The organism is Pantoea sp. E956-1 (genome assembly GCF_982223955.1).
Window position 1 is genome coordinate 137304 of sequence record NZ_CEUYZP010000009.1, and the last position, 14004, is coordinate 151307.

General features: G+C 56.2%; 14 protein-coding genes. 6 read left to right on the forward strand and 8 right to left on the reverse strand.

Annotated features, from left to right (window positions below; translation table 11 throughout):
• Positions 1-220: 220 nt before the first annotated feature.
• From acs to AC0T7J_RS19465, 3 genes are all read left to right on the forward strand, one after another.
• Positions 221-2176, forward strand: a complete 1956-nt coding sequence (gene acs / locus AC0T7J_RS19455; protein ID WP_010252142.1) for an acetate--CoA ligase — start codon at positions 221-223, stop codon at positions 2174-2176.
• 140 nt (positions 2177-2316) lie between these two features.
• Positions 2317-2646 carry a DUF485 domain-containing protein gene (locus AC0T7J_RS19460; RefSeq protein ID WP_031591760.1) on the forward strand — a complete coding sequence of 110 codons (330 nt, stop codon included), beginning with the start codon at positions 2317-2319 and terminating at the stop codon, positions 2644-2646.
• Positions 2643-4298, forward strand: a complete 1656-nt coding sequence (locus AC0T7J_RS19465; RefSeq protein WP_022625224.1) for a cation acetate symporter — start codon at positions 2643-2645, stop codon at positions 4296-4298. The genes AC0T7J_RS19460 and AC0T7J_RS19465 overlap by 4 nt, the downstream gene beginning before the upstream one ends.
• Positions 4299-4381: 83 nt before the next feature.
• Here the strand turns inward: AC0T7J_RS19465 and AC0T7J_RS19470 are convergent, their stop codons facing one another.
• From AC0T7J_RS19470 to AC0T7J_RS19480, 3 genes are all read right to left on the reverse strand, one after another.
• On the reverse strand, positions 4382-4927 hold the full coding sequence (locus AC0T7J_RS19470) for a YfaZ family outer membrane protein (protein ID WP_010252147.1): 546 nt from the start codon (positions 4925-4927) through the stop codon (positions 4382-4384).
• 136 nt (positions 4928-5063) lie between these two features.
• Positions 5064-5759 carry an LrgB family protein gene (locus AC0T7J_RS19475; RefSeq protein ID WP_473796065.1) on the reverse strand — a complete coding sequence of 232 codons (696 nt, stop codon included), beginning with the start codon at positions 5757-5759 and terminating at the stop codon, positions 5064-5066.
• The gene (locus AC0T7J_RS19480) at positions 5752-6177 is read right to left on the reverse strand and encodes a CidA/LrgA family protein (protein WP_010672051.1); all 426 of its coding nucleotides are present in this window, start codon (positions 6175-6177) and stop codon (positions 5752-5754) included. Before AC0T7J_RS19480 ends, AC0T7J_RS19475 begins: the two co-directional genes overlap by 8 nt.
• A 103-nt stretch (positions 6178-6280) precedes the next feature.
• On the opposite strand from AC0T7J_RS19480, the gene AC0T7J_RS19485 reads away from it, so the two are divergent.
• Complete coding sequence (locus tag AC0T7J_RS19485; RefSeq protein ID WP_010252153.1) at positions 6281-7183, forward strand: LysR family transcriptional regulator; 903 nt, start codon at positions 6281-6283, stop codon at positions 7181-7183.
• Positions 7184-7227: 44 nt separating this feature from the next.
• Here the strand turns inward: AC0T7J_RS19485 and AC0T7J_RS19490 are convergent, their stop codons facing one another.
• The 4 genes from AC0T7J_RS19490 to soxR all read right to left on the reverse strand — a co-directional run bounded on the left by AC0T7J_RS19490 (position 7228) and on the right by soxR (position 11919).
• Positions 7228-8877 carry a Na+/H+ antiporter gene (locus AC0T7J_RS19490; RefSeq protein ID WP_473796070.1) on the reverse strand — a complete coding sequence of 550 codons (1650 nt, stop codon included), beginning with the start codon at positions 8875-8877 and terminating at the stop codon, positions 7228-7230.
• A 144-nt stretch (positions 8878-9021) separates the two neighbouring features.
• Positions 9022-10371 (reverse strand): NCS2 family permease, encoded by a 1350-nt coding sequence (locus tag AC0T7J_RS19495; protein ID WP_473796073.1) that lies wholly within the window; start codon positions 10369-10371, stop codon positions 9022-9024.
• A gap of 357 nt (positions 10372-10728) precedes the next feature.
• A complete protein-coding gene (locus tag AC0T7J_RS19500) occupies positions 10729-11394 on the reverse strand; it encodes a glutathione S-transferase family protein (protein WP_473796198.1) in 666 nt (221 codons plus the stop codon).
• A gap of 39 nt (positions 11395-11433) precedes the next feature.
• On the reverse strand, positions 11434-11919 hold the full coding sequence (soxR, locus tag AC0T7J_RS19505) for a redox-sensitive transcriptional activator SoxR (RefSeq protein WP_473796076.1): 486 nt from the start codon (positions 11917-11919) through the stop codon (positions 11434-11436).
• Positions 11920-12019: 100 nt separating this feature from the next.
• Here soxR and soxS point away from each other — a divergent pair, with 100 nt between their 5' ends.
• The gene (soxS, locus tag AC0T7J_RS19510; protein ID WP_283546509.1) at positions 12020-12445 is read left to right on the forward strand and encodes a superoxide response transcriptional regulator SoxS; all 426 of its coding nucleotides are present in this window, start codon (positions 12020-12022) and stop codon (positions 12443-12445) included.
• Positions 12446-12699: 254 nt separating this feature from the next.
• The gene (locus AC0T7J_RS19515) at positions 12700-12981 is read left to right on the forward strand and encodes a YjcB family protein (RefSeq protein WP_013359796.1); all 282 of its coding nucleotides are present in this window, start codon (positions 12700-12702) and stop codon (positions 12979-12981) included.
• Positions 12982-13047: 66 nt separating this feature from the next.
• Here AC0T7J_RS19515 and AC0T7J_RS19520 read toward each other — a convergent pair whose 3' ends face one another.
• Positions 13048-13998 (reverse strand): ATP-grasp fold amidoligase family protein, encoded by a 951-nt coding sequence (locus tag AC0T7J_RS19520; protein WP_031591771.1) that lies wholly within the window; start codon positions 13996-13998, stop codon positions 13048-13050.
• Positions 13999-14004: the final 6 nt, after the last annotated feature.

A 14004-nucleotide genomic window follows, 5' to 3' on the forward strand; every position in this document is an offset into this window, starting at 1 on the left:
CGGCGCGTTTGCTCGCTTTTTATTCAGCGTGAAAGCGCAAAAGCGATGCCTGACTTCTCCCTCGCTGCCAGCGCGTTATCCGGATATATCAGAACGGGTTAACGCTTCTCTGCGGGATGTTTATCACGTGATCTGTGGCGCAAAAAAGAAACAAAGCTTTGGCGCAGGCTTTAATTAACCATTGATTGACATATCATTAACATCTTCAAGGAGATCCGCCATGAGCCAAATACACAAACATCCCGTTCCAGAGAATATTGCAGCAAACACCCTGATTACGGCAGAACAGTATCAGGCGATGTATCAGCAATCTGTCGACGATCCAGACAGTTTCTGGGGTGAACAGGGCAAAATCCTTGACTGGATTAAGCCTTATAGCAAAGTGAAAAACTGCTCGTTTGCACCAGGTAACATTAACATTCGCTGGTACGAAGATGGCACGCTCAACCTGGCGGCAAACTGCCTTGACCGTCATTTAGCCACGCGCGGCGATCACCCGGCGATTATCTGGGAAGGCGACGACGCCAGCGAAAGCAAAACCCTGACCTTCCGCCAGCTGCATGCCGAAGTCTGTCGCTTCGCCAACGTGCTGGAGCTGCTGGAAGTGAAAAAAGGCGACGTGGTGGCGATCTATATGCCGATGGTGCCGGAAGCCGCAGTAGCGATGCTGGCCTGTGCGCGTATCGGTGCCGTTCACTCGGTGATCTTTGGCGGTTTCTCACCAGAGGCTGTCGCTGGCCGCATCGTCGATTCCAGCGCCTCGCTGGTGATCACGGCCGATGAAGGGATCCGCGCCGGTCGCAGCATTCCGCTGAAGAAAAATGTCGATGACGCGTTAAAAAATCCTAATGTCACCAGCGTGAAAAACGTGGTGGTTTTCCAGCGCACCGGTAAAGATGTGGGCTGGGTTGAAGGCCGCGATCAGTGGTGGCACGACCTGATGCTGAACGCGAGCACCAACCACGCTGCCGCAGAAGTCGGCGCGGAAGATCCGCTGTTTATCCTTTATACCTCTGGCTCAACCGGCAAACCCAAAGGCGTGTTGCACTCCACCGGCGGGTATCTGGTCTATGCCGCCACGACCTTTAAGTTCGTCTTCGATTACCATCAGGATGATATCTACTGGTGCACCGCCGATGTTGGCTGGGTGACGGGCCACAGCTATCTGGTTTATGGCCCGCTGGCCTGTGGCGCCACCACACTGATGTTTGAAGGGGTGCCGAACTGGCCAACGCCGAGCCGTATGGCAGAAGTGGTCGATAAACATAAAGTCACACTGCTCTACACCGCGCCCACCGCCATCCGTGCGCTGATGGCGGAAGGTGATAAGGCGATTGCCGGCACCGACCGCAGCAGCCTGCGCATTATGGGATCGGTCGGTGAGCCAATTAACCCGGAAGCCTGGGAGTGGTACTACAAGAAAATCGGCAACAGCCGCTGCCCGATTGTTGATACCTGGTGGCAGACAGAAACCGGCGGCTTCATGATCACGCCGCTGCCGGGTGCGACCGAACTGAAAGCGGGTTCCGCTACCCGACCGTTCTTTGGCGTGCAGCCCGCACTGGTGGATAACGAAGGTCAGCCACAGGAAGGCGCCTGTGAAGGCAATCTGGTGATCACCGAGTCGTGGCCGGGTCAGGCGCGTACCCTCTATGGCGATCACGACCGTTTCGAGCAAACCTACTTCTCTACCTTTAAAAACGTCTACTTCAGTGGTGATGGTGCCCGTCGTGATGAAGATGGCTACTACTGGATCACCGGACGCGTCGATGACGTGCTCAATGTCTCCGGTCACCGACTCGGCACCGCCGAAATTGAATCGGCGCTAGTCTCGCACCCTAAAATCGCCGAAGCGGCGGTAGTGGGGATTCCGCACAGCATCAAAGGCCAGGCGATTTATGCCTATATCACGCTGAATCATGGCGAAGAGCCGTCGCCGGAGTTGTACACCGAAGTGCGCCAGTGGGTCCGTAAAGAAATTGGCCCGATAGCCACACCGGATGTGCTGCACTGGACCGACTCACTGCCGAAAACCCGCTCCGGCAAAATCATGCGGCGTATTCTGCGCAAAATTGCCACCGGGGATACCAGTAACCTTGGTGATACTTCTACGCTCGCCGATCCTGGCGTAGTAGAAAAACTGCTTGAGGAGAAACAGTCGATCAAAATGCCTTAAGCGCACGCTGTCCGGCGGGAAGATCGCTTCCCGCCACACCCGCCCTACGCAGTCTGTTTCGGTAGTCACAACTATTATAACCAGCTGAATCCGCGCCCTGTCGCGAGGTTCTCGCCTGCAAGCCCTCTGGAGAAAATGTGATGAATGACGCCCTTTCGAATCAGGATGCAATCAATCAACAGATTGAGCGTAATCCCCTTTTTCATGAGTTAGTCCGTAAGCGCCAGGCGTTCGCGACGCTGCTGTCGCTGATCATGCTGGTGCTCTATGTCGGCTTTATCCTGCTGATCGCGTTTGCACCCGGCTGGCTCGGCACGCCGCTGCATGCCGGCACCAATGTCACACGTGGTATCCCGATTGGTGTCGGGCTGATTGTGATGTCATTTGTGCTGACCGGCGTCTATGTCTGGCGCGCCAACGGTGAGTTTGACCGTTTAACCAAAGCGATCCTCCGCGAGGTGAAATCATGACCCGTCTCACCTTATGGCTGCTGGCCTTAATGCTACCGTTTTCAGCGCTGGCTGCCGATGCGATAACCGGTGCTGTGCAGCGCCAGGCGACCAACTATCAGGCGATCATCATGTTTACGATTTTCGTCGGAGCCACGCTGGGGATTACTTACTGGGCCTCAAAGCGTACCCGTTCGCGCAATGACTACTATACCGCGGGCGGCAATATCACCGGCTTCCAGAATGGCCTGGCGATGGCGGGTGACTTCATGTCGGCCGCCTCGTTCCTGGGCATTTCAGCGCTGGTTTACACCTCCGGTTATGACGGACTGATTTACTCGCTCGGCTTCCTGGTCGGCTGGCCGATGATTCTGTTTTTAATCGCCGAGCGACTGCGCAACCTGGGTCGCTACACGTTTGCCGATGTCGCCTCGTATCGTCTGAAGCAGATGCCGATCCGCACCCTGTCAGCCTGCGGCTCGCTGGTGGTCGTGGCGCTCTACCTGATCGCGCAGATGGTCGGGGCCGGTAAACTGATCCAGCTGCTGTTTGGCCTTAACTACCATGTTGCGGTAGTCCTGGTCGGCATTCTGATGGTGATGTATGTGCTGTTTGGCGGCATGCTGGCCACCACCTGGGTGCAGATCATCAAAGCCGTGCTGCTGCTGTTTGGTGCCACCTTCATGGCGGTCATGGTAATGAAGGCGACCGGATTCAGTTTTAATACGCTGTTCACCGAAGCGATGGCGGTCCATCCAAAAGGCATCGCGATTATGCAGCCTGGCGGACTGGTCAAAGATCCTATCTCGGCGCTGTCGCTGGGGCTGGGGCTGATGTTTGGTACGGCCGGATTGCCGCATATCCTGATGCGCTTCTTTACCGTAGCGGATGCTAAAGAGGCACGTAAAAGTGTCTTCTGGGCCACCGGCTTTATGGGTTACTTCTACTTCCTGACCTTTATTATCGGCTTCGGTGCCATCCTGCTGGTGGGCGCTAACCCGGCCTTCAAAGATGCCAGCGGCGCGCTGATTGGCGGCACCAATATGGCGGCGGTACATCTGGCGAACGCCGTGGGCGGCAGCACCTTCCTGGGCTTTATCTCTGCGGTTGCCTTCGCCACGATTCTGGCCGTTGTCGCAGGCTTAACCCTGGCGGGTGCGTCGGCGGTGTCTCACGACCTCTACGCCAGCGTCTACCGTAAAGGTCAGGCGAGCGAGAAAGATGAGCTGCGGGTTTCAAAAATTACCGTGCTGGCGCTGGGCGTGGTAGCGATTGCGCTGGGTATTCTGTTTGAGAAACAGAACATCGCCTTTATGGTCGGGCTGGCCTTCTCGATTGCGGCCAGCTGTAACTTCCCGATCATCCTGCTGTCGATGTACTGGTCAAAACTCACGACGCGCGGCGCAATGGTAGGCGGCTGGCTCGGTCTGCTGACCGCCGTTATCCTGATGATCCTTGGCCCGACGGTGTGGGTACAGGTGCTGGGCAACGCGAAGGCGATTTTCCCCTATGAGTATCCGGCGCTGTTCTCCATGGCGGTGGCCTTTGTGGGCATCTGGCTTTTCTCGATTACCGACCATTCGCAGCAGGGCGCAGAAGAACGTTCACGCTTCCGTGCACAGTTTATCCGCTCGCAGACCGGCACCGGTATAGAACAGGGCAAAGCGCACTGATCGTGACTTTTCGTTCATAACGAGCAGGCAATAAAAAGAGGGCGACTACTGAAGTAGTCGCCCTCTTCTTTCGCGCAGCAGAATCAGAAGCGCAGCGATGCACCCACGTACGGGCCATCGACCAGCACGTTATCTTTGCGTCCATCTTTGTTGTTCAGTTCGATGTACTGATAACCCACACGCAGGTTAAGCAGTGAAACCGGCGTGAAGCTCAGGCCGCCACCGGCTTCCTGATAGCTGTCGAGCTGATCGGTGAAAGACTCCGGCGCGTAATAATACTCGCCATACAGGCCCCACATGCTGTTGAAGCTGTAGTGTGCTGCACCACCCAGCGCCACCGCAAATCCATCTTTTCCATCTTCAGGATGGGTGAAGATCGCTTTTGCGGTCGGCGCCAGACGCAGCGGCCCGAAATCAACGTTGTAACCCAGACCGGCACCGTAGGTGCTGCCGTCATGGTCGCTACGCAGCCAGTTACCTTTCAGAAACAGACCGGGTGTTGTGGTGCCCAGACCCACATTCAGGTTGGTGTTGTGTTCGCTGACATCAACACTGCCTTCAATCGCCTGAGCGGCACCGCTCATTAAAACCAGCCCGAGGGCGCTCCCGGCAACAAGTTGCTTAAACATGATTCCACTCCATGAAAGGACAATTAATTCGGCCGCAAGGTTAACAGCCTGAAATGAGGAGACAACAAAATCCGGAAAACTTTACGTAAAAATACGTGTCTCAGCGCAGACCAGCGTCTGTGCGACGGAGTGTAGCCTATATTGTCCACATCAGGTGCCCAATCAGCGGGGCCAGCACCACGGTCACCACGCCAGAGAGCATCATCACCAGGCTGGCGACCACGCCCTCCTGCTCGCCAATCTGATAAGCGCGTGCCGTGCCGGCGCCGTGTGACGCTGCACCGAATCCCGCGCCTTTCGCCACGCCCTGTTTAATGGCGAGCCGCAGAAAAAGCACGTCGCCGATTGCCATGCCAAACACGCCCGTGATCACCACAAACAATGCGACCAGATCGGGCTGACCGCCAATCGGCCCCGCCGCTGCCAGCGCAAATGGCGTGGTGATAGAACGCACCGCCAGGCTGCGTTGAATCGACTCCGGCAGGGTTAACAGCCGCGCCAGCCAGACGGAACTGCAGACGGCAACCAGCGTCGCGGTCACTACGCCCGCGCTCAGGGACAGCCAGTGGCGCTTGATAATCGCTACGTTCTCATAAACCGGCACGGCAAACGCCAGCGTCGCCGGTCCCAGCAGCCAGAGCAGCCAGTGGTTTTCTGCGATGTAATCCTGCCAGCTGATATGCGTCAGTAGCAGCAGTGCCACCAGCACCAGCGGCGTCATCACCAGAGGCATCAGCAGCAGTGTCCGCCAGCGGCGGTAAAGCCGTTTATTCAGCGCATAAACCAGCAGCGTGACCGCCACACACAGCAGGCTCAGCAGAAAATCACGCATGCGGATCCTGCTTACGCGCGGCGCGCGCGACTTCGTACTGATAAAGCCGGTCTACCACCCAGGCAGTCGAGGCCAGCACCAGCAGCGTACTGACGCCGATCACCACACAGATGCGCCAGCCATCGACCCGCAGCAGATCGCCATAGTTCACCACCGCCACCACCGCCGGAATAAAGAACAGCAGCATCTCAGCCAGCAGCCAGCGTGACCCGGCTTTCACCCAGTTCAGCGGCACAATCCGCGTCACGATTAACGCCAGCAGCAGCAGCATCCCGACAATATTGGCGGGCAGCGGCAGGTGCAACCAGCTCACCAGCCGGTCGCAGGCGATAAACAGGCCGATATAGAAACCCAGCTGCAGTGGCAGGCTGAGCCATTGCACTGCGCGGTTGCTGCGTAAAGTGAGCGCTAACGCCATCACCTTGTCTCCCCGATTAAATTGATGACACCAGTATAAATCGTCAACAGATGGTGAAAAAAATGAATTAAAATTATCGAAATCATGCCTGAAAGGAATAGTTATGGATGTCCGCGCCCTGCGTTATTTTACTGAAGTGGTACGCCAGCAGAGCTTTACCCGTGCGGCGCAAAAGCTGTTTGTGACGCAACCGACCATCAGCAAAATGCTACGCCAGCTGGAGGAGGAGCTGGGCTGCACGCTGATCCTGCGCGATGGTCGCCGTCTGCACCTCACCGACAGCGGCCAGGCGGTCTATCAGCGCGGCCTGGCGATCCTGCAGGAGTTTCATCAGCTGGAAGCGGAGATTGGTGACATCAACCAGCTCAAAACCGGTGAGCTGCGACTGGGTATTCCGCCGATGGTGGGTATGCAGATCGCCGGATCGATTTCTGCATTTCGCCGCCGCTATCCCGGCGTGAAGCTGAAAATCTCTGAATTCGGCGGTCTGACCGTCCAACAGGCGGTGCTGGCGGGCAGTCTGGATATCGCCCTGACCGCGCTACCGGTCGATGCCGAGCTGCCGCTGAACACCCTGCCCCTGATGCATCATCCGCTCTGCGTACTGCTGCCGCGTCGCCCGGAGTGGCTCAGCCGCCAGCAGATTGGACTGGCAGAACTGGCTGAGCATCCGCTGCTGATTTTCAATGAAGAATTCTCGCTGAATCGACAGCTGATGCAGGCGTTTCAGCGGCTCAACCTGACGCCAACGGTGGCGGTTCGTAGCGGTCAGTGGGATTTTCTGGCGGCGATGGTGCAGGCAGAGATGGGGCTGGCGATTCTGCCGGAGCCGATCTGTCAGCGACTGGATAAGCAATCACTGCTGTGGCTGCCGCTGGAATCGGAGCTGAAGTGGAGTCTGGGATTGATCTGGCGGGAAGGGAGTTATCTGTCGCGCAGTGCACAGGCGTGGATAGCCTGTTGTCGCGAGCATTGGCCGGATGAGCCACCGCGCCTGTCGGTGTGAAAGGCTGGCACGCCGCATTAATGCGCAGGCGTGCCAGTCAGGATTTACTCCTCTTTTTCGATCAGCAGCGCTTCCAGCAGATCCAGGTCGTGCAGTAACTTTTGCATCGTTTCATTGGAGATTTGCTGGGTGGCGCGCAGATGATAGAGCTCAGCGCGTTCGGCACGTAGCCCGGTCAGGCGGAAGCGGCGCTCAAGGTTCTCAGCGAACAGCGCGTGTTCAAGATCATTCTTCCCTTCGGCGCGACGACGTAAGTTGCCAATCACCCGCAGGCTCACCTCTTTAAGCAGCTCCGGATCGATGTTCTCTTCCGACTCATTTTCCAGCCGTTCTTCCATCTTGTGCAGGCTCTCAATGGCTGCGCCTGCCATTACCGCACGCGCATTCTGCAACTCGCGACGGTGTGCGCCTTTATCGATGGTATCAATGCCGCGCAGCAGAATCGGCAGGAGCACAACACCGACCAGCAACGAGAACAGAATCACGCCGGTGGCGATAAAGACCAGCTCATAACGTGCCGGGAAAGGCTCGCCGTTGGTCATAAACAGCGGAATCGACAGGACACCGGCCAGGGTAATTGCGCCGCGCACACCCGCGAACGAGGCGATCAGCAGTTCACGCAACGAGTAGTTAGAAAACTCCAGCGGCTTCTTCTTCAGCAGGCGTTTGCTGAAGCGCTGCATAATCCACAGCCAGCCAAAACGCACGATCATCAGCGCGGCATAGACCAGCCCGATATCGGCAAACAGCATCCAGAGTTCGACGTTCGGATCGGCCTGCGCCTGATCGACAGAGGTCTGCAGAATATCCGGCAACTGCAGGCCCAGCATCAGGAAGACCATGCCGTTAAAGACGAACTCCAGCATCTGCCAGACGCTGTTGGCGCGCAGGCGCATCGCCAGCGGAGCCTGACGTATAATACCGGAACGGGTGATGGTCATACCGGCCGCCACGGCCGCCAGAATGCCTGAGACACCCAGATGTTCAGCAATCAGGTAAGAGGCAAACGGCAGCAGCAGCAGCAGTACGGTCTGGGTGGCCGGATCATCACCGCTCCAGCGGCTGAGCAGGCGCAACGACTTACCGTAGAGCCAGCAGATAGCAACACCGGCAATCAGGCCGCCCACCGCAACCTTCAGGAACTCCACGCTGGCACCGCCCCAGGTAAATACCATGGTGCCCATGGCGACTGCCACGGCAAACTTCAGTGATACCAGGCCCGATGCGTCATTCATCAGGGCTTCGCCCTGCACGATCGACATAATCTTCTTGGGAATGCGTCCCTCGCCGACAATGCCGGAAAGCGCCACGGCATCGGTCGGTGACAGCACCGCCGCCAGCGCAAAGGCAGGGATCAGCGGGATACCCGGTACCAGCCAGTAGATCAGATAGCCAATGCCGAACACGGTAATCAGGACCAGCGCCAGTGCTAAGCCAATTATCTCGCGACCATGATGCAGGAACTCACTGATTGGCGTCTTCCAGCCATCCGCGAACAACAGCGGCGGAATGAACAGCACCAGAAACAGCTCCGGGTCAAAGTCGACATGCAGACCAAACGTTGGCCAGGCCAGCATCGCACCCACGGCGATCTGAACCAGCGGCAACGGGATCTGAAAAGGGAGAATGCGGGCCGCGACGCCAGAGAGCGACACGACCAGCGTCATAATGAGAATAGTAAAAAAGATTTCCATGCTTTCCTTAGGCGTCGTTTCTTTCAATCATTGGTTAAGCGCTGAAGTGTAAAACAAACAGCAGTAAAGATTGTCAGCTACGCGTGCGCCAGGCGGGAAAAAGTGAAAAATTCCGGACGTGCAGCCGCACGCCCGGTTGTACAGTCAGATCGCCCAGCCACCGGCGTAAAATGCCACCAGTGCGATAGCAATAATCACGGTGCCGACGTTAAGCTTACGCCATTCACCCGCGAAGACACGCCCCACCACCAGGCTGGCGAAGCCGATCATAATGCCGGTTACAATGTTACAGGTGAGCACGATAATCACTGCCGTTAACAGGCCCGACATCGCATCGACAAAATCATTAAAGTCGACTTTCGCTACGTTGCTCAGCATCAGCAGACCCACATACATTAATGCAGGCGCGGTAGCGTAAGCCGGCACCAGATATGCCAGCGGTGACATAAACAGAATGGCAAGGAACAGCAGGCCGACCACAATCGCGGTAAGACCGGTTTTCCCCCCCGCCGCCGTTCCTGCCGCTGATTCGATATAGACCGCAGCCGGTGACGCGCCCACCAGACCCGCGAACAGGCTGCTGACGGAATCGGTAGTCAGCGCACGGCCACCATTAATTATCTGGCCCTGTTTATCCAGCAGATTTGCCTGACCTGCGACTGCCCGAATGGTGCCGGTGGCGTCAAAGACCGCCGTCATCACCAGTGCCAGCACGCTTGGCAGCACGACCGGCTGCATCGCGCCCACAATGTCGAGACTGAACAGCAGTGACTGACCGCTGGCATCACGCAGGCTCGGCAGCGCAAACAATCCCTTGTAGCTCACCGCCGGATCAAATATCAGCCCCAGCAGCGAAATGGCGATAATCGTCAGCAGGATGCCACCCGGCATCCGGCGCTTCTCCAGTCCAATAATCGCTGCCAGTCCCAGCAACGTCATCATGACCGGAAAGGTGGTGAAATGCCCCAGCGCCACTGGCAGGCCCGGTGCCGGATTTTTTACTACCAGGCCTACGCCATCAGCCGCAATCAGCAGCAAAAACAGGCCAATCCCGACACCGGTACCATGCGCCACGCCCATCGGCAGGTTACGCAGGATCCAGGCACGAATGCCGGTAACCGAGATCAGGGTAAACAGCAGCCCCATCAGGAAAACCGCGCCCAGCGCCACCGGCACGCTGATGTGCTGGCCCAGCACGAGGCTGAAAGCGGTAAAGGCAGTTAAGGAGATAGCACAGCCGATGGCCATCGGCAGATTAGCCCACAGCCCCATGATGATGGAACCAAAGCTGGCGACCAGACAGGTGGCGACAAACACGGCAGTGGGGGGAAAACCGGCTTTACCCAGCATTCCTGGCACCACGATGACGGAGTAAACCATCGCCAAAAAGGTGGTGAGTCCGGCCAGAATTTCCTGACGCACGCTGCTGCCGCGCGCCGAGATCGAGAACCAGGCGTCCAGTTTTCCACTGGCCGGGCGTGATTCAGTTGACATAATTGAGCCTCAAAAATTTTTGTTGTGTGGATCGCTCTGCGACCATCGCTGTCCCTGGAATAAGCGGGTAAACGGCATCACTGTCGGGATTAATCCGCCAGGCAAACGTTTACCTTGCCGCAGATAGTTGGCCGCCAGAAGCGACCAGTTAAAAAGGCATGCGATTATCCGGCGTTTAGCGGCACATTTTCAACTGTCAGAGGGAGATTCTTCAGCATAAAGATCAGGCTTAAGCCGTCAGCTGGCGCGCGGCGAAAATCGGCCTTAAATGCTGACTTCCTGAAGTTAAAGCGGTTTTCAGGGAAATGTGCACCGGCGCAGCCGTGAAGAGGCACGACCCGCCGGTAGAGAGAGGGATTAACCGGGCAGTGAAAGCTCTCCGCCCTGCGCAATCGCGCGCTGCCAGGCGGCTCGCTGCTGCACAGTCTGCAGCCATGTCTGGGTGGCAGGCATCTGATCGAGTCCGGCACGTTGCGCCAGCGCCAGCAGCGGAAAGCTCATCTGGATGTCTGCAATACTGAAGCGCTGACCGGCAAACCAGGGATTCGCAGCCAGATGCTGTTCGATCATCTGCATGTGCGGCTTAAGCTGTTTATCCAGGAACGCCTTCTGTACCCCTTTACCGAATGCCGCCCCGACCGGGCGCAGCAGCCACGGCACCGGCGCTTTACCCATCTGACCGAAGATCAGCTTCATCACCAGCAGCGGCATCAGCGAGCCTTCGGCATAGTGCAGCCAGTAGCGGCACTGCAGCCGTGACGCCTCATCACTGACTTTCAGACGGAACGCGTGATCATGTTTCTCTTCGAGGTATTCGAGAATGGCACCTGATTCTGCCACGACCTGATTCCCGTCGGTAATCACCGGCGATTTTCCCAGGGGATGCACTTTTTTCAGCGCCTCCGGGGCCAGCATGGTCGGTTCGCGTTGATAGTGTTTAATCTGATACGGCACTTCCAGCTCTTCCAGCAGCCACAGCACCCGATGTGAGCGCGATTTTTCAAGATGGTGAACGGTGATCATCATGATTCCCTGTGTTTTGACCTTCACCAAGTATAGACGTCACTCTGTATCCGGATGTTTATCATCCTGTTCCGGGTCGAGCAGCACCGCACCCGAGCCCTGCTGACCCAGCCGGTCGCCGGGATTGCGCAGCGGGCAGTCGCGCATCGACAAACAGCCGCAGCCGATACAGCCATCCAGGTCATTACGCAGGCGGGTCAGCGTTTCAATGCGCTTATCCAGCTCTTCGCGCCAGTGCCGGGTCAGCGCATCCCATTCTGGTGCCGACATGCGCGTGTTCGCCGGAATGTGATCAAGACTGTTACTGACCGTCGCCAGCGGAATGCCGATGCGCTGCGCAATCTTAATAATCGCGACGCGTCGCAGCACATCACGACTATATCGCCGCTGATTGCCGCTGTTGCGGGTGCTGGAAATCAACCCTTTGGTCTCATAGAAGTGCAGCGCCGAGACCGTCACACCGCTGCGGCGCGCCACTTCACCCGGTGTTAAAACCGGTTTGGGATAGTTGCGTTCTTTTTTCATCAGGCTCTTTACCTCAAGTTAACTTGAGGAATTATACTCGCTCTCCATCAAAACCACTAAACTCCTATTACCGCTTATTAAGCACCAGAAGGATGAGGCCATGATGCAAGAAGAGATCATTCATTCCCTGACGCACTGGATTGACCAGAACCTGGATAAGAGCCTGTCGATCGATGAGGTTGCGGCAAAATCGGGCTATTCGAAATGGCACCTGCAGCGTATGTTCCGTTCGGTAACGAAACAGACGCTGGGTGGCTATATTCGCGAGCGCCGTCTGACGCTGGCAGCAGAAGCCCTGTCGCAGACACAGCGCCCGGTATTTGATATTGCGATGCAGTATGGCTATGACTCGCAGCAGACCTTCTCCCGCGTATTTCGTCGTCAGTTTGCACAGACGCCTACTGCATATCGCCACACCATGCGTCGCCAGGCGATTCAGCGCCCCCGCCTGCTGAGTTTTGGCTGTAACGACCCGATTAATAGCTTCACCCAGCGCACCACCGGCGAGTGCTGCCCGGTTCGTTAATTCTCTGCTGCGCCCTCGCCGGGCGCATCTGACTGATTTCTCCGCCGTTCTTCTTCTACTGCTCACTATTCCCTTACGCCGCTACCATACCAGAGCCAAATTTTGTTCAAAATTTAAAATCGGGTGATATAATGTGACCCAAGTCACACTTTGAACCTGAGTTGACGGCGAAAAAGCCCTCCCTGACACACTTTTCCGCCGCCGGTGATGTCCGCAGATTGTCAGGAATACTTACTGATATTGAGGTCCGGCCGATGGCTACATTAACCGCCAGTTTTCTTGTTATGCGTTGGGAATTGCTGAGCGCAATCATGATGTTTTTTGCCAGCACCCTGAAAACCAAACTTCGTCAGGATAGCCGTCACGTGATGGCATTTATGTGTGGTGGAATTGGTTTAGGCATGACCTGCTGGTTTGTTACCGGTCTGATGGGCATTACCCTGAGCATGGAAAACGTGCATAACTTCGTGGAAATATCAAAACATGCCTTTATCGATGCGATGAGCCAGGCGCCTGCTGACTGGCCAATGCCCTGATTGATTCCCTGAATTTTGCGCATAAAAAACCCCGCTTAGCGGGGTTTTTTATATTGCTGTGTGTACTTAAATTTTCTTCAACATGGCAGGGATATTAACATCCTGCACTGTAACGCCCGGGCTCTGCGTTCCGCGGCGGTCCTGAATCCACATATCTCCCATCATCTGATTTAAACCACGATCTAATCCGGTGACCAGTCCTGCACCCGGGGTGAAGGTCAGTTCGCCAAAGTAGATCCGCTCGTCATGGATATACCAGTCCACACGCACGTAGTCGAAATCACTGGCCAGCTTCTTGCTCAGTTCGAGCGCATGTTCCAGTGACGGCATAATCGGTGACACATCCAGACCGGTATCGCGAATCTTGTGATAGGCCTCATTGAGGTTATTCACGTAGAAATTCATCGACAGCAGCGGCTGGCAGCGGTTGTAGATCACCTGCAGCACATATTCGAACTTGCCATCACGCTTGTTGAACATATGGAACTTGTAATCAATCGGCGCGCTTTTGCCATCACCAATGTACTTCTCAACCAGAATGCGTGGCTTGATATAGCGATAGTGAATCTCACGCGCTTCGTTGGCGAAGTCGGTCTTCAGCCAGCGATAGCAGTCATGAATGATCTGCTGCTTGCGCAGTGCGTCCGGCTCCTCCAGCAGAATCTCTACCATGTTGGAGGCGTGGTTCGGCTTGATCACCGTCCCCTTCCAGCAGGGTAAGCTGTTGAGCGTGGTCGGGTCAGTGGTTTCGTGTACCAGCGGGATCAGGTATTCATTACCGATTTTTTCAGCAATGAATTCGCGCACCGAGTACTTATCTGACAGACGACCATAGTTCTGGTAATCGCCGAAGATAAACTTACGGTACAACACCTTCTCGTTGAACACTTTTGGCTGACGCAGATTGGGCAGCTTTCTGAACTTATGGAAGTAGTAAATGCGGTCCTGATAAGCCCAGGGCATCTTCTTAATAAAGTACTGCACACTTCTTCTGAGTTCTTCTTTCAACTTGAGCATATCTGA